The organism is Rahnella perminowiae (assembly GCF_019049755.1).
GTDB lineage: Bacteria > Pseudomonadota > Gammaproteobacteria > Enterobacterales > Enterobacteriaceae > Rahnella > Rahnella perminowiae.
The window spans coordinates 1-20,858 of record NZ_JAFMOS010000566.1; the positions used below are offsets into that span (position 1 = coordinate 1).

Consider the following 20,858-nt stretch of genomic DNA (forward strand, 5'->3'; position numbering starts at 1 on the left):
GTGTGATCATAAAAGAGATAAAGACAATCCGCAGCCAGACTACAAAAAAGACGATCCTCATAATGCGCCGGAATCAGGTGATAAAAATATCTGACCCGGCCCCTGAAATGAGCCCTCTCCTGAGGGGGCTCATTTCAATCCTGTGCTTAAATGTTTATTATTAATCAGATATTTTTCATGATCACAGCACATCCTGAGCATCTGCCAGTCGTTTTCCTCGTTGAATGTAAACTCTCCAGACTATGTCTGATTCTCTCACAGCACCTGTATACGGCATGCAGCGAAAGGCGACCTTCGGATATTCAAATAAATCATTAATTATGTTTCATTGAGTAAAATAATCGCTTACTCACCTGCGATAAATACCCGTTTTTCTGAGAAAGCAAACCCCGTTATAACTCCCTCTAATATCATAGAATTACCGGGTTATTCATATCAACACCTTATTTAGTCAACCTCCCGATTGGGACTTTTCTTTATAAAATCCAGCATTCCACCACGCAACATATGTTATATTTTACAAAACAACGAATTATGTCTGATATTAAAAGTAAAGATATTACTCTTGCTGTTTCACGCGGAGATGATTATTTAATTTTTAGCGACACCCGACTTGACGCATTATTAATACACGCTATTATTAGAAGTGAGCACATGCTCTTCAGGAAATATCATCTTTATAAGAAATCCCATTAAGGATGATGTTACAAGTAAATAACTTTTAAAATCCGATAGGAGGACATTATGGCCGAACATCGTGGTGGTTCAGGTAATTTTGCAGAAGATCCAGAAAGAGCATCTGAAGCCGGTAAAAAAGGCGGACAAAAAAGCGGGGGGAACTTCGCGAATGACCGTGAACGCGCAAGCGAAGCCGGTAAAAAAGGTGGACAGCATAGCCATGACAATGATTAGTTAGCTTAATCGTATGAATGTTATGTAGTTATGTATTAGCATTAAAGGCCCGTGGATAATTCTGCGGGCCTTACCTTTGGCTTCCACGTTGGTTAAGCTAAAGATGTCAGAACTGAATAACGCCTTTGATGAGCTGGCAGTTATTGATGATTTTTTCTTCGTAGATTTCGGCCAGCCCGCTAAATGGATAACGGTGCGTCAGCATCATGTCCGCCGTTAACACTCTGTCAGCCATCAGCCTGCCCACTTTTTCAAAATCCTCCCGGGTTGCGTTACGGCTGCCCATCATGGTGGTTTCTTTTTTATGGAACTCAGGATCTGAAATAGTCAGATCCCCTTTAAATAACCCGACAAAAACGATGCTACCGCCATGACGGATCAGATTGACTGCATTGTTCATGGCCTGCTGGTTGCCGGTGGCATCAATAAGCTTCTGCGCCAGAGAACCGCCAAATGCTCCACACAACTGAACGTCAAAGTTCTCTTCTGAGGGATCGATACTCAGTAATCCCAATTTTTCTTTTACATGCTGACGACGTTCCGGACTGGTATCAGCCACCACAACCCGGGCCCCGTCCGCTTTGGCAATGGCCGCCACCCCCAGGCCAATCGGACCTGCGCCCACGACCAGCACCTGATCGCCGGGGCTGATGGCGGCGCGGCGAACGGCATGAGCACTGATAGCAAAAGGTTCGGTCAGCGCTGCGGCTTCGGGGTCTATACCCTCCGCATCAAGCAAATTGCTGGCAGGTATGCTCAGATATTCACAGAACCCACCATCCTGATGAACGCCGATCACTGATATCTTTTCACAACAGTTGGTATTCCCCGTGAGGCAAGCCGGGCATTGATGACAGGCGACATAGGGAATAACGGAAACCTGTTGTCCGGTATTAAATTGGTGAATATTTTTGCCCAGCCTGACTATCTCCCCGCATATTTCATGACCCAGTACTCGCGGATAGCTGAAAAAAGGCTGTTTCCCGCGCCACGCATGTATATCCGTTCCGCAAATACCCACGGTTTTAATTTTTAGCAGCGCATCATTATCACCGGGAACCGGAATTGCGCGTTGTTTCCAGATAAGTGATGTAGGTTCCTGGCATATCAGGGCATTCATTGTCGTCATGATTCATTTCTCCTGTTTTGTTAACCCAGGTATCAATGAAAAAAACAAAAATCGTGAAATAAGAAAATTGATTTGTGAAACCCGACTCATAAAACGGTTTTAAAACCGTTTTTAATAGCAAGAAACATAAGGATCACCCATGAGCCGGTCACAAAAGTTACGTCATAACGTTGTCAACCAGGTTATCTATGATATGGATCGGGGGCATATCCCTTCACCGCTCCCATCCCAAAGTTCACTCGCGGAGATGTACAACGTTAGCCGCACCACAGTCCGTCATATTCTTGCTCATCTCTGCGAGTGTGGCGTATTGCAGGCTGCAGGAAGTGATTACCTGATCTTGCGTAAGCCAGAGAATAACGACGGTTTTGCCTGCTCCGGTGAACCGCTGGAGGCACAAACAAAAATCTTCGAACAGGCATTTTTCTCGATGATAAATCAGCGTCAGCTTCGCGCCGGAGAATCGTTCTCAGAACTTCAGCTCGCGCGTGCTGCGGGTGTCAGCCCGGTTGTAGTACGTGAATACCTCCTGAAATTTGGCCGCTACAACCTGATTGAAAGCGAGAAACGGGGTCACTGGAGCATGAAACGGTTTGATCAACGCTATGCGGAGCAACTGTTTGAACTGAGGGAGATGCTGGAGACCCACGCCCTTCAGCGCTTTTTAAATCTGCCTGCTGATGACCCCCGCTGGTTTCAGGCAAAAGCGCTGCTTGAACGTCACCGGACCCTTCGTGACAGCATTGGCGACAGTTTTCGCAAGTTCTCTTCCCTGGACCGGGAGTTTCACGGGTTACTGCTTTCTGCAGCCGATAATATATTTTTCGATCAGTCACTTGAGATTATTTCTGTCATCTTTCATTTCCACTACCAGTGGGATGAAAGTGACCTGAAGCAGCGCAATATTATTGCCATTGATGAGCATATGACCATTCTGAGTGCCCTGATTTGCCGCAGCGATATGGACGCCATGCTGGCGATGCGTAACCACCTCCAGACAGCCAAACAATCGATGGTCCGCTCCATCAATCAGACTGCGTCCGTTTTCCATTAAGTACCGATTAAAAGCAGTAAACCATTATCAGGCGCACGCTTCAGTTAAAAGTTAAACGCAAAATAAAATGCCACTCCTATTTTCAATACCACGTCGGTTATACGACGGAAGATTCGTCAGGAGATGATAACAATCCTCCCCTGAGGAATTAATGAGACCTTTCCATTAATCCATTAATGAAAAGTAATAATCAAATCTCAGGAGTCTGGCGTGGAAAAAAATAATATTACCCTCGACCGGCAGACAACGTTTGATCAGACCACATTCGCGGACATCCCAGTTCCGCCAAACGGTTTATTAGAGCGCTCTGCACGTATTAAACGGATCCAGACAACGGCAATGATCTTGCTATTTTTTGCCGCAGTGATTAATTATCTTGACCGCAGTTCCCTGTCTGTCGCGAACCTGACTATCCGTCATGACCTGGGACTGAGTGCCACTGAAATTGGTGCACTGTTATCCGTGTTCTCCCTGGCTTATGGTTTCGCACAACTGCCCTGCGGCCCCCTGCTTGACCGCAAAGGTCCGCGTATTATGCTTGGCCTGGGCATGTTTTTCTGGTCACTCTTCCAGGCAATGTCAGGCATGGTGCATACCTTCACACAGTTTATCCTGGTACGGATAGGCATGGGTATCGGCGAAGCGCCAATGAACCCCTGTGGCGTCAAGGTGATCAACGACTGGTTCAACATTAAAGAGCGCGGAAAGCCTATGGGGGTTTTCAACGCCGCATCCACCATTGGTGTAGCCATCAGCCCGCCGATTCTGGCAGCGATGATGCTCCTGATGGGCTGGCGTCTGATGTTTATTACTATCGGTATTTTGGGTGTGTTCCTGGCCATCGGCTGGTATATGCTTTACCGGAACCGCGAGAACGTGGAGCTGACCACCGTAGAGCAGGCCTATCTGAATGCCGGCAGTATTAACGCGCGTCGGGACCCGCTGAGCTTTGCAGAATGGCGCAGCCTGTTCCGTAACCGCACCATGTGGGGAATGATGCTGGGATTCAGTGGCATTAACTACACCGCGTGGCTGTATCTGGCCTGGCTCCCCGGCTACTTGCAAACTGCGTATAACCTTGACTTAAAAAGCACCGGGATGATGGCGGCTATCCCCTTCCTGTTTGGTGCGGCCGGTATGTTGATTAACGGTTTCGTCACAGACTGGCTGGTGAGACGGGGAATGGCCCCGATCAGGAGCCGCAAAATTTGCATCATTACGGGCATGCTCTGTTCAGCGGCCTTTACCTTTTTAGTGCCGCAGGCCACAACATCCATGAGCGCAGTGCTTCTCATCGGCATGGCGCTGTTCTGTATTCATTTTGCCGGTACCTCATGCTGGGGTTTGATTCATGTCGCAGTGGCATCACGCATGACGGCATCGGTCGGCAGCATTCAAAACTTTGCCAGCTTTCTCTGCGCGTCGTTTGCGCCGATTGTTACGGGTTTTATCGTGGATACCACCCACTCTTTCCGTCTGGCACTGATCATTTGTGGTTGTGTTACGGCGCTGGGAGCGCTGGCTTATGTAATACTCGTACGGCAGCCTATTAGCGACCCGCGAAAAGATTAAAAGCTGAAGGTTGATTTGTATTATAGAGACTCAGTTAGGGTGCATCAGACGGGAGTGCCCGTCTGATGCAGGAATAGCGATAATGACGGGCGTTACTGCCGTTATTACACCGGCAGGCCCGGAACAGGAGTAGACCTGAAGGCGTTGACTGCCTTGTCCACTACAACCTGAGCATCACTACCGGAATCAAGAATGGTATTTTGAATGGACTCTTTTTCAATCTGTACCGTGGTCACGTCAAGCGCTTGCAACCCCTGAGTCGCCAGTAATGAGCTCACTTGTGTAGAGAAACAAGAGCCTGTAGCGTCCTGCACTTGCGATGCTTCGGTTGTAGCAACAACATGATTATCAGAAATATAATTCCCCTGACCTGCTACCACTCGGATGATCACCGGTTTCGCTCCTGGCGGGGTAATGTACTGAGTATCTATCGTTTCCGAAATATGATTGGCAATGATCGAATTATGATCGCCGCTGATATACAGCAGGCCATACAAATCATCTAAACCATTGTTGTAAGGCTGCATCGGGCCCCAGGGTTCACGCTCACGGAAGAAATGATTTGCAGATACCAGGTTTTCTGAACAACTGCCCTCAAAGACCAGCATTCCCGGATAAAATGAATGGAACCGGTTACTGCTGACGGACGAACGTACTACACCCGAAAAATGAATACTGCTTTTGCCGCGCGGGAAAATGTTGTTTGCAGTGATCAGAAGGCCGCCAAAGTTCTGCGCATAAATTGAGTAACCTCGATAACCCGCGCCGATCAGATTATCGGTGACTTTTGAGGCCTGACCCGACCCGCGTAATTCTATACAGTTACCACACTCAGCAATGAAATTATTATGTATCGCCAGAGCATCGGCATTATAGACAGTCACGCCATGCTCTAAATACACCAGGCCCATGCCGCTGATGCGGAATGAATCCTGCGCGCTGGCAATATAAATGCCCGTTTTACCGTTGAGATAGGTGTTTTCAGGATCATCATTTCCTGAACCGTCATCAACAAAGTGCAAACCATCGATGCAAAAATCAGCGAACTCGACCGAACTTATCCGCGGATCCCCGCTGCGCGCGACGTAAAAAGCGGCGCCGTCGGATTCTTTCGTGCCAACACCTGCGGGCAGTTCAACGAGGATACGGCTTCCACCTGGCCACACTTCGTGCCAGTTAACCCATTCACTCTCAGGCGTATTAAACCGGATACTTGAAGAGGTGAATCCATGCCCGGAACCCATGATTTTCAGATAGCTGATATCTATAACAACTTGCGTGAGGAGAGGATAATCACCGGGTGGAATATAGATAACCGCCCCCGGCTTTCCGCCTTGATTAACATTCGCATCCGTTTGCCTGCTTTTAATATCCGCGATAATACTGTTAATGACCTCGCCAATATCTTCATACGGATTACCTTGATTCCAGTCAGTGACATCATAATAGTTTTGACTCGGCATGTGTAACATCCTTCTTTGACATTAATAAGTGATAAATTGGTAGCGCAACGTATCCGGCGCAGTCGTAAGGACTCTTACTGACATTAATGCACGGGGATATCCTTAAACTCCTGCGACTGATCTGAACCGTTTTCCAGTTCACGTTTTGCGAGATCAACTTTTATTTTTTCAACAAGGGCATTATTGAGTTTGAAGTAACGCACCATGAACGCGCTGATAAAATAACTTACCATCGGCAGCAACGAGAACATGATAACGATGCCCTGTATGGTTTGCGCATTTTGCTCAGGTTTATTGGCTACATAACCGGTGAATGACAATATCCAGGCGACGATGGCCCCGGCGACAGCCAGCCCCATTTTGAGCATAAAGAGATTACCGGCAAAGGATATACCGGTCAGGCGTTTACCGAATTTCCAGTCACCATAGTCATCAACATCGGACATCATGGCCCAAAGAATAGGACCGGACTGAATTAAATGCAGGATATTAATAATGATAAATAAGCTTAACAGCGGTGTCAGTGACTTCGGGTCGACGAACCACAATGCGAAGGATAGGATACACAGGATGATATTAATAATCCGGAATAGCTTTATTTTATCAAATCGGTCAGTGAGTGGCTTCGCTATCACACTGCCCAACATATTGCAGGCAACGCCGAGCGCCATAAATAAAGTAATAAATCCTACTGAGGCCTGCATGACATAGGTAGCATAATAGATAGTCACCGCACCACGAATAAATGCAGGGAAAACGTTCAGAAACGTAATCGAAATCATCAATAACCATTGATCATTCCTGGCAATATCTTTTAAATCCTTCATCAGGGAATCGTTGGGCTTAATAGAAACCACACGCTCTTTAATACTGGAAAAACAGAACAGAAACATCAAGGTCGCGGCTCCGCCCATAATCATCATCGTCAACTGAAAACCCGATGCACGGTTGCCGTTACCCAACCAGTCGGTTAACGGTAAAATGGAAGAGGAGACAACAAGTGTCGCCAGACCATTGAGAAAGAAACGCCATGACAGACAACCCAGTCGTTCCTTTTGGTTCAGCGTAATCACGCCTGCGACCGAGCAATAGGGGATATTAATGGCGGTATAAATCAACGACATGATCAGATAAGTCACCCATGCATAAATGATTTTTCCGTTCATGCTTAAATCAGGCGTGGTGAACATCAATATGGCACCCAGACCAAAGGGCACAGCCATCCACAATAACCAGGGGCGGAATTTACCCCATTTGCTGTGTGTCCGGTCGCAAATTGCCCCCATGATGGGATCGCTGAAGGCATCGAAAATACGTATTACCAGGAATAATGTCCCTACGATGCCTGGAGATAAACCATATACATCGGTATAAAACCATGTCAGATAAAGTGCCAGCACGCTCCAGATCATACAGGAACCTGCATCACCCATTCCGTAGCCGATCTTTTCTTTTAGACTCAACTTTGTGTAAGCACTTTGTTTTTCCATTACAGTGGCAGACATAATATTACCTCGATAATGCGCAGTCATAAATTTGAAGCACGGGTTTTTATGACCCATACCCGTACTGATAACAGAAAGGGAATAGGTTTTATCCTACCGGCAACGTTAAATAATGGAATATAGAAATTAAAAGGTCGTGATATCCATATTGACGCTACTCTCACGTATAATTAACCGGGAGACAATTTCATACATTTCGATCCCTTCTTGTTTGCTTTGGTTTTTAACCATCTGGAATGCCAGATGTGCAATTTCATGTATCGGCTGTGCAACGCTGGTAATACCCTTTGTTTGCGCCAGTAAGGTGTTATCGAAACTGGCGATCGCAATATCCTGAGGAACAGAAATCCCTTGCTTCTTTAATCCGTCGATAATATAGCTGGCAGCGACATCGTTATATACCCAAAGGCATGAACATTCGTTTCGCCGGAGTGTTAATTTCTCGATAATCTTGTCAAGGATACTGATATGTCCCGACGTTCTCTCCCCTTCCCCTTTCGCTATCCAGAATTGGTTCTCTTTATTGAAAGTCAGCCCCTGACCGGTAATTTTTTTACTCCAGGCGGAGACTTTACGATTATCAACGCCCTCCTGGGCAACAAACCCAAAGGTGGTATGCCCGGTTTGTATAAAATGTTCCGCGATACTTTCCGCACCTTTACTCTGGTTGATAGAGACGGAATTAAAAAAACGTGAAACCTGCGTGACTACCGCGACCGGAATATGGGTAGCGGTTAACCATTCAGAAAGTTCGGCCTCTGCTTCTGTTGGCACCCAGAGCAGACTGTCAATTCCCATACCAATTAAGGTGTGGATAATCTGCTTATCCTGTTTCGGTTGATTCTGGTGTGTCTTAACAATCACCGATTTTCCAATGTACCTTGCCTCTTCTTCAAATGTCGCCAGCAACTCGCAAAAGTGAGGATTGACGAGATTTGGCACGACGACGGCAATCAGCCCGGAACATTTACCACTCAGCTGGAACGCGCTCTTACTGGGCACATAACACAGGTAATCCATGGCATCACGCACCGCTTTGCGTGTTTCAGGTATCACGCTGGGGTGATTATTCAGCACTCGCGATACGGTAGCCGTTGATACTCCCGCTTTTTTCGCTACGTCTTTAATGGATGCCATGATAATGAGATGCGTCGTTTAACAATTCTGTCACTATAAATTGTGATGCAGGTCAAAAATGTAAGCCAGTTCACATGTTGTTGCGTTACATGAAACCTTGTCTGCCCGCTCAGTTCGGCCTGAGTCGCTAAACGCATCCCGGATTGCTGCTACATCATTCGCAACTAATCCAATCTGTGGATGCCCGCCGCCAGCATTACAAGGGCCGCAATAAAAGCAAAGGCAACGCCCAAAGATAGAATCTTGATTATTTATCATCTCTTTGTTGCCAGAATATATAGGTGTCTCCCCAGCGCTTCATCGTGTCGAGTACCGGCTCAAGCGTAAAACCCAACTCAGTCAGTGAATATTCGACGCGTGGAGGAACTTCAGCAAATATTTCCCGGGAAATAATGCCATGAGCTTCAAGTTCCCTGAGTTGTAACGTCAATGAACGCTGTGTGACCCCGCCGATAAGCTTACGGAGCTCGCCAAACCGCTTGGTTCCCGTGAGCAGATAGTAAATGATCAGCGGTTTCCACTTGCCACCCGCTACTGCAATTGTTGCTTCGACGGTACACCGGTAATTCCGTTCTTGCTGAGTCGTCATCCTCAAACACTCCATTAGTATACTTTTTATCTCTATATATCAAAAGTGTGCCTACTTTCCAACAGAGCTTATAACCACTAGAGTATCTCCGCAGAGGTGGCTGATATGGCCATGAATTTTTTAGTCGTATAATGAATGGGTTATAAATTATGAAAGCTGCGTTTTATGAAACCCAGGGCCATGCTCATGATGTGCTGAAAATTGGCGAAGTATCCAAACCGGCACCAGGTCCTGATGAAGTGCTCGTGCGTATTTCTGTCTCCGGAATCAATCCGACGGACATTAAGGCCAGAACAGGTTTCTCTGCGAAAATGCCGTATCCACGTATCATTCCCCATCAGGATGGTGCAGGTGTGATTGAGGCAGTGGGCGGGAACGTATCATCTGAACGACTCGGTGAACGTGTCTGGCTTTATGAGGCGCAATATGGCCGGGCGACAGGCACTGCGGCTGAGTTTGTTGCTGTTCCGGCACTTCAGGCCGTCAGGCTCCCTGACAACGTTTCATTTGAAACAGGTGCGTCACTCGGCATCCCCGCACTCACCGCCCACCGTTGTCTGTTTTCCGATGGTGATCTGAAAGGCTGTCGGGTCCTTATTCATGGCGGGGCCGGCGCAGTAGGAACAGCAGCAATATCATTAGCAAAATGGGCGGGGGCATGGGTCGCTACCACGGTGAGCAATGCAAAACAGGCAGAAATAGCGAGAACTCGTGGTGCAGATTTGGTGCTCAACCGTTCAGCTGACGATGTGGCACGTACTATTTTGGCAAATACTGAGAATCTCGGTGTTGATCATATTGTCGATGTGGCTTTGAAAGAGAATTTTGATACCAATCTGGCTTGTTTGTCTCAGGGAGGTGTCATCAGCGCTTATGCAACAAGTCGCGCAACAGAAGAAATTTCCGTCCCACTTCTTAAGGCCATGACGCACGGTTGTGTACTCCGCTTTGTGTATATATACAACGTGCCTCGTGAACTGAAACAAGCCAGCGCAGCAGATATTAATGCCTGCCTTGAAACGGGGAACTATTCACCCGTAATAGGCTTAAATCTGCCTCTTGAGCAAATAGCGGATGCTCACAACGCTGTAGAATCTTCTGAAGTCATCGGCAAGGTCCTCGTACACCTCTGACCGGCTCAATAATTAGTGCAACGCGAGGTAATTCAGTAACAGGTAAGCCTGAAGGATTACGGTGAGCGAAATCGCCCTGAAATCCCTCAATTATCTGCCGCAGAAAAATTTTCTATGGCTGCTTTTTCCGGAAAAGGAAACCCTATCCGTCTGCACAGGACACCCACGCGACTGGTGGCGCATCGCATACCACATCTGTAAAAGAGTACCGTTACGACTGCATCAACGCACGGGTCTCGGCTGCCACACGCTGTAAGATTTGCTGCGCCTGTTCAAACGATCGGATATCGGTATAGCCAATCACCAGCCCGTAACGCTTCTGAGTCTGCGCATACCAGTTGGAGAGAGGCCGCACGTAGAGCTCGTGCTGCCTCCATAGCACGGCCAGCGCATTGTCCTGAATGCCACGCTGCAGAAAAGTAACAATGTGCATGCCGCCATCGGTCAGCTCAAATCCAGACAGCCCCGGAAAGCTCGTCTCAATAGCCTCAAGCATTATGCGACGACGCTGCTGATAGAGAATGCGCATTTTTTTAAGATGGCGGTAGAAGTGCCCTTCGCTGAGAAACTGCGCAAGGATCTTTTGCGGCAACAGCGGCAGGCCAGTTTCAAGAATTTCCCCCAGCTCGCTGAAGCGCGTCACTGCCTCCTGCGGCATGACCAGATATTCGGATCAATTTTCCCTCTTTGATCTGCTCCCCCGTTGATTAACACACGGGATGTTTTGAAATACGTCCCCGGTAGTCAGAACGATTTCGTACTTCCGTTTCTCGTTCTTAGCAGACGACATGTCCCTCGGACCAAGCCGCTCCGTACCAAAGGCGGGCCTGTTCGAATCACGCAGAGCTATAGCACCCCGTCAGCCTTGAGCCTTCTTCCCTGATTTATGGTCATTGTAATAGCGCACGAATTACTCATTCATCACACTTTAACTGACGAAAGGGTTACTATATGCTTTATCTTGTACGCAAGATAATCAACAACAAGATAAGAGACTGGAGTATGAATATGCAGTCGCGACAGGAAACAGGAACACAACTTTCTTTTGCGCTCTACGGTGCGGCGAACCGCATGAACCGGTTACATAAGCCATTCCTGGACCCGCTGGGGCTTACCTTTCCGCAGTATCTGGTCATGCTGGAGTTGTTTAACGGCACACCACGCACCGTGGGTGAGATCGGTAATAAGCTCGGCATGGATACCGGCACCATTACGCCCATTCTTAAACGGCTTGAATCCGCCGGTCGCATACTCCGCACGCGGGACCGCGCGGACGAAAGGCGGGTGCTCATTACCCTTACGGATAACGGACGCGCTTTGCAAAACGAGCTGTGGCGCGTGACCGAAAGAATCAAATCAGCCTGTCAGTTATCGGATGCAAAGCTCGAGGAGTTACGAGATACCCTGAATAATTTTGCCCATCCTGCTGATAACCGCTAACCCCCCATGCAGATAAAAGGTACTGGTATGAAAATAGGCATTATTGGCGCAGGAAATATTGGTGCGACGCTGGCACATAAGCTCTCTGAGCAAGGTCATACGGTCAAACTGGCGAATTCAAGAGGCCCGGAAACGATTTCAGAGCTGGCACGCAAGGCCGGCGCAGTGGCGGTTGAGCGCCAGGAGGCAGTACGCGGTGTGGAGGTTATCATCCTCTCCATACCTTTTGACAAGCATGCTGAACTGGCTGAACTCCTGCACAACATCCCGGAAAGCGTAATTGTCATTGATACGTCTAATTACTACCCCTTCCGCGACGGAGACATTGAAAAAATCCGTGAAGGCAAACCTGAAAGCGTGTACGCCAGTGAAATAGTCAGGCGGCCTCTTGTCAAAGCCTGGAACGCTGTTCTGGCCGAGACGCTGAAAGATAAAGGGCTGGCGGCCGGTTCTCCGTCCCGTATCGCTATTCCGGTTGCCGGCGATAATCCGGCAGCAAAATCTGTTGCGCTGGAACTGGTGAGTCAGACCGGTTTCGATGCCGTTGACGCCGGTACGCTCAGCGAATCATGGCGGCAACAGCCCGGCACGCCAGCCTATTGCACTGAGCTGAAAGCAGGAGAGCTTGAAGCGGCCCTGCAGGCAGCGAATAAAACCCGCGCTCCATTGAACAGAGATGCGCTAATCGAGGAATTCACATCTGCAGGCGCTCAACTCACTCATGATGCTATCGTCAAACGTAACCGTGAAGTAACGGCCTGATTCAAAAGGCAACTTTATGACTAATAATGAAAAGTACCGCATTGCTGTCCTGGGAACAGGCCATATCGGTAAAACGCTTGCGCGCAGTCTCGCATCTGCCGGGCACTCCGTTAAGGTTGCAAATTCACGCGGACCTGAAACGATAGCCCCCGACGTGCTTGCAACGGGTGCTGAAGCGGCCGATGCTGCCAGCGCCATGCAAAATGCGCAGGTTGTTATTCTGTCCATACCTATGGCGAAGCTTGTGGATATCGCCCCTCTGATAAGAAAGTTACCCCAGCATGTTATCGTTGCTGATACGTCAAACTATTATCCCCATCGCGACGGCAACATTGATACGTTCTCAGATGGTCAGGTCGAAAGCCTGTGGGTGGCGCATCTCCTGAACCGCCCTCTGGTAAAGGTGTGGAATGCAATAGGTTCAGATTCTCTCGCGACAAAAGGTACAGCAGAAGCAACGGAAGTACGTATTTCAATTCCTGTGGCGGGGAATATCGAAGAGCACAAAAAAGTGGTTATGAGTCTTGTCAATGAAACAGGGTTCGACGCCTTCGATGCGGGCACGCTTGAGGAGTCATGGCGTCAACAGCCGGGCGCGCCCTGCTACTGTACGGATCTCACATACAATGAAATGAAGTTGGCGCTCGCCGCAACGGAAAAATCACGGCTGCCCGCGCGTCGGGATATTGCTGTGCAGGCAATTCAGGAACGAATGGGCGATAAACGATCCAATCCGAATGCAGATTATATTGTTCGCTTACACCGGGCTCTTTTTATGTAATCCGCAAGCCGTATTACTGACTGCACTAAAATCTGCTCTGGAATATCACCATTTCTCATTAAGCCCTGTTCCATTTATCGATATATGAGCGAGAAAGCATACGTCCTTTTTTCGCTCACAGCGGACGATTATATTGTCCGCTCCGTGCCAGAGGTGAACCTGTAAGCACACCCTTTTTAGTTCCCTGCACTTTTTAAGATCCCGGCCAGGTTGATCCTGGCAGGTCATCCATCACTTCACCACGGCATCGTTGAACAGAAGACGGATGTGTGTAACTTTCGTAAGGTAAGCGACGATTTTAAGAATAAAAAAGGAGTGGTTATGGGCAGATTTCACGGTAAACGTATTCTTATCACGGGGGGTACCAGTGGCATGGGACTGGCGGGTGCGCTGCGCATTGTAAAAGAAGGTGGGCAAGTTGCCATCACGGGACTCAGTGAAGAACGTCTGGCACAAGCCCGCAAGTTATTACCGGACACTGCACTGATCCTGAAAAGTGATGCAGCCTGTGAGGCTGATATTAATGCGCTCGCGACGGCTGTCAGCAGTTGGGGACAACTTGACGGATTATGGCTGAATGCGGGTTACGCGGAAGTGGGTGCCCCTGAATCTGTGACAGCCGACGCCTTTAACCGCATGATGAATGCCAATGTTCGCGGGCCAATGCTCCAGCTTGCATCACTTTCCCAAAGGCTGAATCCCGGCGCATCTGTGTTGGTCACCGCGTCGTCTTCGGTCTATGAAGGCGCGGCAATGACGAGCCTGTATGCGGCAACCAAAGGCGCCGTTGTCGCCATGGTAAAAAGCTGGGCCGCCTCGCTTGCTACGCGCAACATTCGCGCCAACACACTGGTACCCGGGCCCATCGAGACTAATTTCAGGCACTTCATGCCCGATGAATCGCGGCAACAGTTTGAGGATTTTGTGGTAAACCAGGTGCCCCTCAGACGAGCCGGTACAGCTGATGAAGCTGCCGCTGTCGCGCTTTTCCTGCTCTCCGATGATGCGTCTTACGTAACCGGAAGCCAGTATGCGGTAGACGGCGGACTGGTTCACTATTGATACAAAATCTGCTTCCCGCTTACAGGCGCCTGAGTTTCTCCTTTCAGACGGCTTCGTGCCTGAAGCGGGCTTAACGAACAGAGCAGAGAATCCCCCGCGCATCGTGGCGTGACTTTCATCTGCCAGCAGCTACCCCTGACCTTTCCGGGACTCACTTTCCGCAAGCATCAGTAAAGTGTGGTTTTTAATCGCCCGGGCAAGGCCTCGTCGTAAGCCAAACCATCAATTTCTGACTGCGAAATCATACTCAGGATACTGCCTGTGCTGGGAAGAGTCTGGCGCTCAATTTGTGTGGCAGGATCCCAAAGTTTTGAACGAATAATTGCCCTGCTGCACTGAAAGAAAACGCTGTTCACTGAAATGCGCAACACCGTTTTAGGGGGTTGATTATTGATTGAGAATTGATCAAGCAAAGCCGGGTCTTTACGGATTTCAGCTGTCCCGGTTATACGCAATGTTTCGCCAACGCCGGGGATTAAAAAGAGAAGCGCAACCCGGTTGTCATTTAAAATATTGCGCAGACTATCGATACGGTTATTTCCCCGGCGATCGGGCAAAAGTATCGTTTTAGCGTCCTCGATGTGAATGAAGCCTGCTGGATCGCCTCGCGGTGATACGTCCAGACCCTCCGGTCCTGATGTTGCAAGCGCCACAAATGGCGAGGCCTCAATAAAAGGCCGGTAAGCAGGATGAATATGGTCAGTCACCTTCGTTAATGAAGGTTTAGCTATCGCGCCGTAAAGTTGCTCAAGCTCATTACTGTCAGTAATCAGCATGTTTTCTTCTGCCATCTTATCCCCCTCCATTGATTTCAAAACAGTATGCACGCTGAGATGTTATCGCTGATGCTTTTTAGATGTCCATTTTTATGGCCTGGATACGTAGTGACGTTCCAAAAACCTTGGGAGATATTGCAGATAAATGTCTGCGTACGCATTAACCGGCGCAGGCAATTCCGGTCATTTATCGCTAAACACCCTAATTAAACAAGTAAATACTTGTTTAATTAGCAATGGATCGGATAGGTTAGTTATCCACTCACTTCACTACAGGGCGAAAACATGCCTATTTTGCATACAGAGCATGGCGATATCGATTATCAGGATATCGGTACGGGGGACACAACGCTCTTCCTGATGCCGGGCTGGTGCCAGCCAAAAACCGTCTTCAATGACTTCTCTGAGCTGGCCGCCGTTTTCTTCCGTGTTGTCATTATTGACTGGCGTGGTCATGGAAAATCATCGACCGATGGTCAGGATTTTGACGGTGCGGCGTTATTAACAGACGCGTTGACCCTCATTGAACATCTCGGCCTGTCCCGCGTAGTACCGGTCTCCGTTGCCCATGCCAGTTGGATAGCTGTAGATTTGGTGGAAAGTTTAAAAGAACGTGTGCCTGCAGTGATATTCCTTGATTGGATCATGAATCAGCCTGCGGCGGCGTTTTTCACTTCAATCAAAGAAATGCAGCATGAAGATCGCTGGCAATATGCGCGGGATCATCTTTACGAATTTTGGCTGGCAGGAAGCGACTCCCCCATCATGAACCACCATCTGAAAACCGAAATGGCTGGCTCCAGCTACCCGCTTTGGCGACTTGCAGGTCAGGTGATCGCCGATGCCTACCATAAATACGGTTCACCGCTGCAACGCCTCGAAAAACTCAAAAACCCACCGAAGGCTACCCATATCTATTCCCTCGACAGAAACGACGAATACCTTGCTTTACAGCAGCGTTTCGCTACAACGCATGATTTCTTTAAAGTGAAACGTTTGGAGAATGCCAGAACTCATCTGGCCGTGCTTGAAAGGCCGGGGGATGTATTGGCGGGAATTATGGCATCGATATAAATCATTAATCATTAATCGTTTTTCACAACACATTGATGCTTCGGCGACGACCGAAGCATCAGGCTTCTGTCGGCAATAAACTGACTGGAAATTAACGACGGAGCAGACTAATGATTGCAGTGCTTTTTGAGGCAGACGCCCTGCCAGAGGCTCAGGAAAGGTATCTTCAGCTTGCCTCTGAGCTGAAACCCTTATTATCAGACACGCCGGGATTTATCTCTATTGAGCGATTCCAGAGTCTGAGTACGCCCGGAAAAATCCTTTCTTTGTCATGGTGGGAAGATGAGGAGTCTGTGGCGGGCTGGAAACAAAATGTTATGCATCTGGCAGCGCAGAAAGAAGGTAAACAGTCAATTTTCTCATTCTACCGAATACGCGTTGCCCGTGTATTCCGTGATTACTCTTCTGATACGGGAGCACATCAGCATGTATGATATTCACGTCATTCTCAGTCATACTCCAGGTTCGCTTGGCTCACTTGGCCGCGTGCTGGGTACAAACGGTGTAGGACTTGAAGGAGGTGGTGTATTTTCGACGCCTGAAGCCGGACATGCACATTTCCTGGTTGAAGACGGTGAAAAAGCCCGCAAGGTTCTGACGGATGCCGGCTTTGATGTCATCCGCGTATGCCGCCCTCTGATAAGGAAATTATCTCAGGAACGGCCAGGAGAACTCGGAGAAATAGCTGACACAATGGCCCGAAATGGCATTAACATTCTGGTACAGTACAGCGATCACAGTAACCGGCTTATTCTGGTCACGGATGACGATATCCGGGCGGCTAAAGTCACTCAAAAATGGGCAATACACCCTGAATGACCCCTCTGAAAACCGTATATGACAGTGAGCCGGATAATTCGCTAGAGAAATCGATGTCACTGGTTGCGTCTGCCATCGCTGACACATCAAGGGTCAGCATTCTGTGTGCACTGATGGATGGCCGCGCGTGGACAGCAACGGAACTCAGCGTGGTAGCGGATATTGCTGCATCCACAACGAGCGGTCATCTTACCCGACTTCTCAGCGGCGGGCTGGTCATCTGTCTGACTCAGGGGCGCCACCGGTATTACAGCCTTGCGGGCCATCATATCGCCGGGTTACTGGAGAATCTCATGGGAGTGTCCATGCATCCCCTCATTTCCCCTCAATCCAGGACGCCGGTATCTCTGCGTTACGCACGAACCTGTTACGATCATCTGGCAGGAGAACTGGCTGTAAAAATTTACGATTTTATGCAGCAGGAAAAATGGATTGAGGCTGACGGCACTGCGCTGACGCCAGTCGGCAAAACACATTTTGAGAAACTTGGCGCGGTGCTTAATTCACGTCCGCGCCGTAAGTCTTGTTGTCCATGCCTCGACTGGAGCGAAAGACGCTTCCATTTAGGCGGTGATGCTGGTTCGGCACTCATGACACTTTTTCTGCAGAAAGGGTGGATAACCCGCACGCAGGGATATCGCGAGGTGCACCTGACCGGCAGTGGCAAGAGTGCAATGTATCGCCTGTTCGGTTTGAACTTAACCTGATCTCACATCCTTTCTCTGCAGGCGCGCTCTGCATCAACCATCGCTTTCCATTGCTGAACGGATGATCTGGCCTGCATTCTGGTATACCACTCACGCAATGCGTTGCACTCTGCCGGTACGGGAAGTTTCACTAATGCGGCAAAAATCATCCCTCCGATCACTGCGATATCCGCCATTGAGAAAGCGTCACCGGCGACATAAGGCTGCGTTTGTAGAACGCGATCAAAATAATGCATCCCTCTGATTGCCTTATCGCACATCCGGTTGCCCCACTCCGGATTTTGATACATTTCAACCTCTGGCCCCAGCCCCGGCGTTGCGTGATGGAAATACACGCTTACTGCATCAAGGAATTCAATTTCAGCACGCTTCGTCATCATATGAATAATGCCCTTCTCTTCCGGCGTTGTTCCTGTCAGCGCGCATGCCGGGTCCAGTGCATCCAGATACTGTGTGATAGCTGTACACTCGGCGATCAGCGTGCCGTCATCAAGCGCCAGAACAGGCAGCGTGCCCGAATAATTAATGGCGAGAAATTCGTTTTTTTTATGCTCACCCTTCCATAAATTAATCGGGACAAATTCTGTCTTTGACAGCCATCCTTTTTCTGCAAGCGCAATGCGCACACGTGCAGGATAAGGCCCGTCATACCAGTCATAGATTTTCATCGGAGGAAGTTCCTTAACGCCAGTTAATGTGAGTGGATAAGTCATAGCCAATATCTACCTGTCAATTGGTAGTTTAATGTTGGACCTATATTTTGTGAGTGTCAACACCTGCCTGTCAGTTGGCAGGCTAAGACGGCAGGTGTATAGTGATGATATGAACTTGTGTTTAAGAAAGAGGCGATGATGAGCGTAAATGCACGGGAAGCAATATTAGCTGAGGCGAGGCATGCGGCTCAGAAGCACGGATATAACGGGATAAACTTTCGCAGTATTGCATCGGCAGTGGGTATCAAAAATGCCAGTATCTATTACCACTTTGACAGCAAGGCAAGCCTTGGCGCTGCGGTTGCCCACCGATACTGGCAGGATACCGCTCAGCACCTTGAGACCATACGCAGCACAAGTGCCAATGCCGGCGAAGCCTTAAAGCGTTATCCTGCTATTTTCCGTCAATCCCTTGAAGATGATAACAGGCTGTGTTTATCCAGTTTCATGGCCGCTGAATATGAAGACCTGCCTCAGGACGTTAAGGTTGAAGTACAGGCTTTTGTTGATGCCAACGTCGCGTGGCTGAGCCAGGTGCTTAGTGAGAAAGGTACAGGTAGTTCCGAGGATTACAAAAAGCAGGCCCTCGCTATTTATACAGCCGTCGCGGGCGCGCAACTGATTGCACGGATCCATAAGAACACTGAACTGTTTGATGAACTGATGGTGACTTATCAGCAGACAGGACTGATACCCATCATCTAGACGGGTCACAGCCACGCATCAGGAAATAGAACGCCCGCGTCTCTCCCGGTGTTTCAACCTGCAGTGAAAATAACATCGATCGCTGGCCATTCCGGTTAAGGCTAACGCAGCCTGGCGAACGTGGCGCGCACCTCGTCGACAAAGGCGAGTGGCTGCTCCAGCGCGAGACCAGGCACTGAGCAGAAAGGGATCTCTTCACCAGATTGCATTGTTATCAATATCGTATGGCTGAATGCTTCCTCAAAACCATCAACCGCCATTACAACTTCCCGGTCTGGTGGCCAGGCAATTTTATTTGCCTCAGCAACGCCGCCAAAAGGAATGATGTCGAGTTCAATATCCTCCAGTACTAGACGATGGGCATTCCCTTTTATCGTGTTTGCACCCGCTGCAGTTAATGCTTGCTTCAGGTCGTCAAACAGTTGCCACTCCTGAACAAAAACTGCGAAATCAATATCACGGGTACGGCGGCCGATGGCTCTCCCATACACATGGTGAAGCAGGATTTCGCGCGCCGTTGCACCCGCAATAAAGTAATGAATACCCTGAGCGCCGCAGATATGTTGGATCCGCAGCAGCAAGGTTTCAGTCACTGAAGAGAGCGGAATCTTTAATCCACATAACGCAAAGCCCATCAGTATCCATGATACGTCTGCCGCTTTTGGCCTTGCGGTAATGCCGCCGTTGCTCTAAAACATCGAACGCTTTACTGACCATTCCTAATGATAGACCCGACAATTCTGCCAGCTGCCGATAGGTTTTATTGAGTGCATCAGGTTCGGAAAGCACAACAAACAGAAGTTTCATGACCCCAGCAGGGAATATCCCTCCTGCTGCAGTAACCTTTTTTTCTTCCTGCCTTCCCTGGATGATGATGTAAAGTCCCGGTACATCAATGCACGCATTTCCGGCGCTGTCGATAAAGTTAATGCGGTTTTGCGAGCAGTAATCCACCCGCGCCGGGGAAAGCCGATTACAAATAAGCAACACCGGCAAACTATTGACTGGCGTGAGAGTCCGTCTTTCAACGCCAGAAAGGGTCTCCATTCGGTGGACCGTTTTTACTTCCAGAGTAAAATGTGTTTTCTGCCCATATGAGGTAGTCAGTGTGGCGCTTCCATCAGTACCGCCCTCCCCTTCAGTAAGTTCATAATCTAATCTGATGCCGTAGGGCATATTTTCGGCAGCTTTTGTGACAAGTCGTTAAGGCTTCATTTGTTCACGCCTGATGTTTGTTCACGAATCATGAACAAAAAAGTTTTTATGCAACTCTGTATTAGTGTGGTTCAGATATGATGAGGATATAAACCCTGAGGCTGAGGCGGCCACAGCTGCGCTGATTTGTTACGACGTAGACACTGGCGGCGCGGCGCCAGGCCCTGCTTACTGAAAAAATGGAGCAGGATTTCGGGATCGGGTTACCCGGTTAAACAAAAAATTATTACCCATTTTTGTTCCAAAGCCTTACCCGCTGTTTCTGTGAATAAATCTGGGCACAGGTCAGCATTCATATTCGATGATTATG

General features: G+C 48.8%; 23 protein-coding genes. 13 read left to right on the forward strand and 10 right to left on the reverse strand.

From position 1 onward, the window contains the following. Positions 1–744 precede the first annotated feature (744 nt). A complete protein-coding gene (locus J1785_RS15015; protein WP_129955354.1) occupies positions 745–912 on the forward strand; it encodes a con-10 family general stress protein in 168 nt (55 codons plus the stop codon). 106 nt (positions 913–1,018) lie between these two features. Here the strand turns inward: J1785_RS15015 and J1785_RS15020 are convergent, their stop codons facing one another. After that, on the reverse strand, positions 1,019–2,041 hold the full coding sequence (locus J1785_RS15020) for a zinc-binding alcohol dehydrogenase family protein (RefSeq protein ID WP_217219717.1): 1,023 nt from the start codon (positions 2,039–2,041) through the stop codon (positions 1,019–1,021). 139 nt (positions 2,042–2,180) lie between these two features. Between J1785_RS15020 and J1785_RS15025 the strand changes: the two genes are divergently transcribed. Together J1785_RS15025 and J1785_RS15030 are read left to right on the forward strand one after the other, a co-directional pair. Further along, positions 2,181–3,095 carry a GntR family transcriptional regulator gene (locus tag J1785_RS15025; protein WP_129955472.1) on the forward strand — a complete coding sequence of 305 codons (915 nt, stop codon included), beginning with the start codon at positions 2,181–2,183 and terminating at the stop codon, positions 3,093–3,095. Between the two features lie 210 nt (positions 3,096–3,305). Then, a complete protein-coding gene (locus tag J1785_RS15030) occupies positions 3,306–4,667 on the forward strand; it encodes an MFS transporter (RefSeq protein ID WP_217219719.1) in 1,362 nt (453 codons plus the stop codon). A gap of 104 nt (positions 4,668–4,771) precedes the next feature. Here the strand turns inward: J1785_RS15030 and J1785_RS15035 are convergent, their stop codons facing one another. The 4 genes from J1785_RS15035 to J1785_RS15050 all read right to left on the reverse strand — a co-directional run bounded on the left by J1785_RS15035 (position 4,772) and on the right by J1785_RS15050 (position 9,361). Beyond that, complete coding sequence (locus tag J1785_RS15035; protein ID WP_217219721.1) at positions 4,772–6,130, reverse strand: NosD domain-containing protein; 1,359 nt, start codon at positions 6,128–6,130, stop codon at positions 4,772–4,774. An 83-nt stretch (positions 6,131–6,213) separates the two neighbouring features. Further along, complete coding sequence (locus tag J1785_RS15040; RefSeq protein WP_217219723.1) at positions 6,214–7,635, reverse strand: glycoside-pentoside-hexuronide (GPH):cation symporter; 1,422 nt, start codon at positions 7,633–7,635, stop codon at positions 6,214–6,216. Between the two features lie 126 nt (positions 7,636–7,761). Next, a complete protein-coding gene (locus J1785_RS15045) occupies positions 7,762–8,772 on the reverse strand; it encodes a LacI family DNA-binding transcriptional regulator (protein WP_217219724.1) in 1,011 nt (336 codons plus the stop codon). A 247-nt stretch (positions 8,773–9,019) separates the two neighbouring features. Then, positions 9,020–9,361 (reverse strand): winged helix-turn-helix transcriptional regulator, encoded by a 342-nt coding sequence (locus tag J1785_RS15050; protein ID WP_217219725.1) that lies wholly within the window; start codon positions 9,359–9,361, stop codon positions 9,020–9,022. A 149-nt stretch (positions 9,362–9,510) separates the two neighbouring features. On the opposite strand from J1785_RS15050, the gene J1785_RS15055 reads away from it, so the two are divergent. Next, positions 9,511–10,494: an NADPH:quinone reductase gene (locus tag J1785_RS15055; protein WP_217219726.1), complete on the forward strand. Its 984-nt coding sequence runs from the start codon at positions 9,511–9,513 to the stop codon at positions 10,492–10,494. A gap of 211 nt (positions 10,495–10,705) precedes the next feature. Here the strand turns inward: J1785_RS15055 and J1785_RS15060 are convergent, their stop codons facing one another. Next, on the reverse strand, positions 10,706–11,152 hold the full coding sequence (locus J1785_RS15060; protein ID WP_238483233.1) for an aminotransferase-like domain-containing protein: 447 nt from the start codon (positions 11,150–11,152) through the stop codon (positions 10,706–10,708). Positions 11,153–11,502: 350 nt separating this feature from the next. On the opposite strand from J1785_RS15060, the gene J1785_RS15065 reads away from it, so the two are divergent. From J1785_RS15065 to J1785_RS15080, 4 genes are all read left to right on the forward strand, one after another. Further along, positions 11,503–11,934 carry a MarR family winged helix-turn-helix transcriptional regulator gene (locus J1785_RS15065; protein ID WP_238483234.1) on the forward strand — a complete coding sequence of 144 codons (432 nt, stop codon included), beginning with the start codon at positions 11,503–11,505 and terminating at the stop codon, positions 11,932–11,934. A gap of 6 nt (positions 11,935–11,940) precedes the next feature. Then, entirely contained in the window at positions 11,941–12,696 is a 756-nt protein-coding gene (locus J1785_RS15070) for an NADPH-dependent F420 reductase (RefSeq protein ID WP_418952335.1), read from the forward strand. Between the two features lie 16 nt (positions 12,697–12,712). Next, positions 12,713–13,477: an NADPH-dependent F420 reductase gene (locus tag J1785_RS15075; protein ID WP_217219730.1), complete on the forward strand. Its 765-nt coding sequence runs from the start codon at positions 12,713–12,715 to the stop codon at positions 13,475–13,477. Positions 13,478–13,798: 321 nt separating this feature from the next. Continuing rightward, a complete protein-coding gene (locus J1785_RS15080; protein WP_217219732.1) occupies positions 13,799–14,539 on the forward strand; it encodes an SDR family oxidoreductase in 741 nt (246 codons plus the stop codon). Positions 14,540–14,706: 167 nt separating this feature from the next. On the opposite strand, the gene J1785_RS15085 is transcribed toward J1785_RS15080, so the two are convergent. Beyond that, positions 14,707–15,330, reverse strand: coding sequence for a pyridoxamine 5'-phosphate oxidase family protein (locus J1785_RS15085; protein ID WP_217219734.1), 624 nt, complete (start codon positions 15,328–15,330; stop codon positions 14,707–14,709). Positions 15,331–15,600: 270 nt separating this feature from the next. On the opposite strand from J1785_RS15085, the gene J1785_RS15090 reads away from it, so the two are divergent. From J1785_RS15090 to J1785_RS15105, 4 genes are all read left to right on the forward strand, one after another. Further along, on the forward strand, positions 15,601–16,389 hold the full coding sequence (locus J1785_RS15090) for an alpha/beta fold hydrolase (protein ID WP_217219736.1): 789 nt from the start codon (positions 15,601–15,603) through the stop codon (positions 16,387–16,389). A gap of 110 nt (positions 16,390–16,499) precedes the next feature. After that, positions 16,500–16,823: an antibiotic biosynthesis monooxygenase family protein gene (locus tag J1785_RS15095; RefSeq protein ID WP_217219738.1), complete on the forward strand. Its 324-nt coding sequence runs from the start codon at positions 16,500–16,502 to the stop codon at positions 16,821–16,823. Next, a complete protein-coding gene (locus J1785_RS15100) occupies positions 16,816–17,208 on the forward strand; it encodes an amino acid-binding protein (RefSeq protein WP_217137998.1) in 393 nt (130 codons plus the stop codon). Before J1785_RS15095 ends, J1785_RS15100 begins: the two co-directional genes overlap by 8 nt. Then, positions 17,205–17,915 carry an ArsR/SmtB family transcription factor gene (locus J1785_RS15105; RefSeq protein ID WP_217137999.1) on the forward strand — a complete coding sequence of 237 codons (711 nt, stop codon included), beginning with the start codon at positions 17,205–17,207 and terminating at the stop codon, positions 17,913–17,915. The genes J1785_RS15100 and J1785_RS15105 overlap by 4 nt, the downstream gene beginning before the upstream one ends. A 2-nt stretch (positions 17,916–17,917) precedes the next feature. Here the strand turns inward: J1785_RS15105 and J1785_RS15110 are convergent, their stop codons facing one another. Then, positions 17,918–18,583: a glutathione S-transferase gene (locus tag J1785_RS15110; protein WP_217219740.1), complete on the reverse strand. Its 666-nt coding sequence runs from the start codon at positions 18,581–18,583 to the stop codon at positions 17,918–17,920. 183 nt (positions 18,584–18,766) lie between these two features. On the opposite strand from J1785_RS15110, the gene J1785_RS15115 reads away from it, so the two are divergent. Next, positions 18,767–19,333, forward strand: a complete 567-nt coding sequence (locus J1785_RS15115; protein WP_217219745.1) for a TetR/AcrR family transcriptional regulator — start codon at positions 18,767–18,769, stop codon at positions 19,331–19,333. A 101-nt stretch (positions 19,334–19,434) separates the two neighbouring features. Here the strand turns inward: J1785_RS15115 and J1785_RS15120 are convergent, their stop codons facing one another. Then, positions 19,435–19,926, reverse strand: a complete 492-nt coding sequence (locus J1785_RS15120; RefSeq protein ID WP_217219742.1) for a nucleotidyl transferase AbiEii/AbiGii toxin family protein — start codon at positions 19,924–19,926, stop codon at positions 19,435–19,437. Beyond that, positions 19,919–20,380, reverse strand: coding sequence for a hypothetical protein (locus J1785_RS15125; RefSeq protein WP_217219743.1), 462 nt, complete (start codon positions 20,378–20,380; stop codon positions 19,919–19,921). Before J1785_RS15125 ends, J1785_RS15120 begins: the two co-directional genes overlap by 8 nt. Between the last annotated feature and the right edge of the window lie 478 nt (positions 20,381–20,858).

Excerpts from the sequence above, each read along its gene's own strand:
- J1785_RS15095 (WP_217219738.1), top strand. The coding sequence starts at position 16,500 with ATGATTGCAGTGCTTTTTGAGGCAGACGCCCTGCCAGAGGCTCAGGAA.
- J1785_RS15045 (WP_217219724.1), bottom strand. The coding sequence starts at position 8,772 with ATGGCATCCATTAAAGACGTAGCGAAAAAAGCGGGAGTATCAACGGCT.
- J1785_RS15070 (WP_418952335.1), top strand. The coding sequence starts at position 11,941 with ATGCAGATAAAAGGTACTGGTATGAAAATAGGCATTATTGGCGCAGGA.
- J1785_RS15105 (WP_217137999.1), top strand. The coding sequence starts at position 17,205 with ATGACCCCTCTGAAAACCGTATATGACAGTGAGCCGGATAATTCGCTA.
- J1785_RS15100 (WP_217137998.1), top strand. The coding sequence starts at position 16,816 with ATGTATGATATTCACGTCATTCTCAGTCATACTCCAGGTTCGCTTGGC.
- J1785_RS15085 (WP_217219734.1), bottom strand. The coding sequence starts at position 15,330 with ATGGCAGAAGAAAACATGCTGATTACTGACAGTAATGAGCTTGAGCAA.
- J1785_RS15040 (WP_217219723.1), bottom strand. The coding sequence starts at position 7,635 with ATGTCTGCCACTGTAATGGAAAAACAAAGTGCTTACACAAAGTTGAGT.
- J1785_RS15110 (WP_217219740.1), bottom strand. The coding sequence starts at position 18,583 with ATGAAAATCTATGACTGGTATGACGGGCCTTATCCTGCACGTGTGCGC.
- J1785_RS15065 (WP_238483234.1), top strand. The coding sequence starts at position 11,503 with ATGCAGTCGCGACAGGAAACAGGAACACAACTTTCTTTTGCGCTCTAC.
- J1785_RS15060 (WP_238483233.1), bottom strand. The coding sequence starts at position 11,152 with ATGCCGCAGGAGGCAGTGACGCGCTTCAGCGAGCTGGGGGAAATTCTT.
- J1785_RS15025 (WP_129955472.1), top strand. The coding sequence starts at position 2,181 with ATGAGCCGGTCACAAAAGTTACGTCATAACGTTGTCAACCAGGTTATC.
- J1785_RS15035 (WP_217219721.1), bottom strand. The coding sequence starts at position 6,130 with ATGCCGAGTCAAAACTATTATGATGTCACTGACTGGAATCAAGGTAAT.
- J1785_RS15020 (WP_217219717.1), bottom strand. The coding sequence starts at position 2,041 with ATGACGACAATGAATGCCCTGATATGCCAGGAACCTACATCACTTATC.
- J1785_RS15115 (WP_217219745.1), top strand. The coding sequence starts at position 18,767 with ATGAGCGTAAATGCACGGGAAGCAATATTAGCTGAGGCGAGGCATGCG.
- J1785_RS15125 (WP_217219743.1), bottom strand. The coding sequence starts at position 20,380 with ATGGAGACCCTTTCTGGCGTTGAAAGACGGACTCTCACGCCAGTCAAT.
- J1785_RS15080 (WP_217219732.1), top strand. The coding sequence starts at position 13,799 with ATGGGCAGATTTCACGGTAAACGTATTCTTATCACGGGGGGTACCAGT.
- J1785_RS15075 (WP_217219730.1), top strand. The coding sequence starts at position 12,713 with ATGACTAATAATGAAAAGTACCGCATTGCTGTCCTGGGAACAGGCCAT.
- J1785_RS15015 (WP_129955354.1), top strand. The coding sequence starts at position 745 with ATGGCCGAACATCGTGGTGGTTCAGGTAATTTTGCAGAAGATCCAGAA.
- J1785_RS15090 (WP_217219736.1), top strand. The coding sequence starts at position 15,601 with ATGCCTATTTTGCATACAGAGCATGGCGATATCGATTATCAGGATATC.
- J1785_RS15055 (WP_217219726.1), top strand. The coding sequence starts at position 9,511 with ATGAAAGCTGCGTTTTATGAAACCCAGGGCCATGCTCATGATGTGCTG.
- J1785_RS15050 (WP_217219725.1), bottom strand. The coding sequence starts at position 9,361 with ATGACGACTCAGCAAGAACGGAATTACCGGTGTACCGTCGAAGCAACA.